General features: G+C 64.5%; 2 protein-coding genes. Both read right to left on the bottom strand.

What is annotated here, in order from left to right; all coding sequences use genetic code 11:
* On the bottom strand, positions 1-800 hold an 800-nt coding region (locus ACXJMY_RS37785), incomplete at its 3' end, for a DUF1522 domain-containing protein (RefSeq protein ID WP_456624432.1).
* Between the two features lie 326 nt (positions 801-1,126).
* Positions 1,127-2,469, bottom strand: a 1,343-nt coding sequence (locus tag ACXJMY_RS37780; protein ID WP_456624431.1) for a DUF1522 domain-containing protein, incomplete at its 5' end; no start/stop codon positions are given.

Raw genomic sequence — 2,469 nt, 5'->3', positions numbered from 1 at the left:
ATCGCGCTCAAGAGATCGTTCACGGTCGCGAGCGAGGCCGGCGTGGCGGTGTCGCCGAGATAGACAGTGGTATTGCCGCTGCCGTCGGTGACGAGGTGGCCGCTGACGCCCGAGCCGGACGGAACCGCGGTCGAGGCCGGCGCGGTGCCGCTGCGGAAGGTGATGGTCTTGCCGTTCACGGTCAGCGTGTCGCCRTCGGCGGGCTGGGCGTTGCCGAGCAGGCCGGTGGCGCTCGTGCCGCTGGTGGCGATCAGGGTGATGGTGCCGGCCAGGGCSGTGGTGCCGTCACCGGCCGTCGCRCCAGTGCTTGCAAAGGAGCCGATGGTRGCGCCGAGCGTSGTGGTGCCGYTCGCCGCGGTGGTGCCGCCGGCCGYGCCGYTAWACASCACGTTGCTGCTCGCCGTCGCGCTGGCGAAGCTCGTCGTGCCGCGGAGGTCGGCCGCCGTCGCACCGGCGATGGTGGTGGAGACGTTGGACTTGGTGGAGTAACCGACCGTGGTCTGCAGCGCCTGGTTGGCGATCGACTTGGCGCTATCGATCAGTTTCTGCAACGAAGTCAGGCCGGTGTTGGCAGCCTGCAGCACCTGCACGCCGTTGGCGATGCCGTCGAGCAAATTGTTGATGTCGCTGGCGCGGTTGTCGAGCGACTGAGCGGTGAAGAAGTTGGTGGGATTATCGAGAGCCGAGTTGACGCTCTTGCCGGTCGACAGACGGTTCTGCGTGGTGGCGAGGAGATCGGCGGTGGACTGGAGAGAAAGCAGGTTCTGACGAACCGATGCGGAAAGAACAATACCGGACATGACTCTTACCCTTCTGGCTTACGCGTCTTCGTTCGATCGCTTCGGATCGAGTGACGGGGCCAGCGTGCCGCGACATGGCTAACAAAGGGTGAAACGAGCATCGCCTGCGTAAGCGCCGGTTCACCATGAACGACTGGAAGCGCTTGCGGGGTCCGGCAATCGCCCTGAAATCATTGGCGATTCTCAGCGCTTACGCTCCATTAACCATAACCGCTGGTTACTTTTCAGAGTGTCGCCTGCCCTCTCGAAACCTCGAGCGACGAACGAAAAAAAGCGGCGGGGCCGAAGCCCCGCCGCCGGATCCTGCTTGCGATGCTGTCCGCGAGTTAGCGGAGCAGCTGGAGCACGCTCTGCTGCGACTGGTTGGCCAGCGACAGCGCGGAGACCGCGATCGACTGGCGGGTCGAGAGTGCCTGGCTGTTCGCCGCCTCGACGTTGGTGTCGGCCAGGGTCAGGTTGGACGAACCGGTCTGCAGCACGTTGATCAGGTTCTTGTTGAAGTCCTGACGAACCTGCACGATCGTCAGGTTCGAACCCAGAGCCGAGGCTTCCGAGCGCAGCGTGCTCGAGGCCGAGTTCAGGTTGGTCAGCACCTTGTTGGTGGCAGCGTTGTCGATGAAGTCGACACCGCTGGTCAGCGCAGCAAGGCCCAGACCCTTGGAGTTGTAGGTGACGCCGGTGATGCTCAAGCTGGACTTGGCGGTCTCGTCGAACACCAGCTTGAGCTGGTCGCCGTTGAGCAGGTTGACGCCGTTGAACGAGGAGTCCTGCGCAGTCGAGTCGATCTGGTTCAGGATGTTGTTGTACTGAGACACCAGGTTCGCACGCGAGGTCTGAGCAACGGTGTCCTGGACGGGGGTGGAAGCCGTCGAGAACGTGAGCGACGAGGTCAGCGTGCCGCCGATCGCACCACCTGCAGCGCTCGATCCGATGGTCGAGGACGCGTAGTCGTTGGTGGTCGAGACCGTCAGCAGGCCGTTGGCGTCGATCGTCGCTGTCAGGTTGTTGGCCTGCAGCTTCGAGTTGAGCTGATCGAGCGTCTTGACCGTGCCGTTGGTGCCGTCGCCGAAGGTGACGTTGACCGCCGTGCCCGCGTTGAAGGAGGAGAAGGTCAAGGTCTTGCCGGCGATGCCGCCAATGCCCGAGGTGCGCGCCGCGGTGAAGGCGGTCGCGGTCCCGGTGTTGCCGGCGAGGCCAAGCGCGTTCAGCGCGTTGCCAGTGCCGGTGATCGACAGGTCGGCATTGACACCGGTCGAGAGCTTGAGCTGACCCGAGGCGTTGATCGACGAGTTGGTCTGGCCGGTCGCAGTCGCAAGCGTCGCGGTGCCGTTGGCGTTGACCGTCGCGGTCTGCACGCCGGTGGCAAGGTCGATCGCCTTCAAGACGTCGTTGACCGTGCCGGCCTGCAAATAGACCGTCGAGTTGCCGTTGCCGTCGGTGAGAACGTTACCGCTGGCACCATAACCCGTCGGAACGCTCGGAGCACCGGTCGAGCCCGGGATCGGCGCGTTCTTGAAGGTGATGACGTGACCGTCGACGTTCAGCGTCGAACCGTCCGCGATGGTCGCACCCAGCGAGGCCGCGCTCGTGGTTCGGTTGACGTTGACGGTGGCATTGCCGCCGCCCACGGCCGTGGTCAGGCCGAGAGCCTTGAGGAGGTCGGCCTTGC

The sequence above is a fragment of the Bradyrhizobium sp. P5_C12 genome (genome assembly GCF_054049735.1).
Note: the sequence above shows the minus strand (reverse complement) of the source record. Positions and strands in the feature narration are given on the sequence as shown.